The organism is Pseudomonas sp. AC463 (assembly GCF_979253585.1).
Genome location: NZ_CEEDDZ010001210.1, coordinates 1 through 233, shown reverse-complemented (window position 1 = coordinate 233; position 233 = coordinate 1). Strand labels below are relative to the sequence as shown.

General features: G+C 60.1%; 1 pseudogene. It reads left to right on the top strand.

From position 1 onward, the window contains the following. Positions 1–233 (top strand): annotated as a pseudogene (locus tag AC0IYH_RS34165) (50S ribosomal protein L25/general stress protein Ctc); the annotation flags it as partial.

The window sequence follows — 233 nt, the reverse complement described above, 5'->3', positions numbered from 1 at the left end:
CATGAAAGTAGTCGCATTCAACCGCACTCTGCAGGGGACCGGAGCGAGCCGCCGCCTGCGTAAAGCTGGTCAAACGCCAGGCATCATCTACGGTGGCGCAGGTACGCCTGAGCTGATCGCCCTGGACGGCAACGCCCTGTGGCACGCGCTGAAAAAAGAAGCGTTCCACGGTTCGGTTCTGGACCTGGAAATCGACGGCAAGACCCAGCAAGTTCTGCTGCGTGACTTCCAGA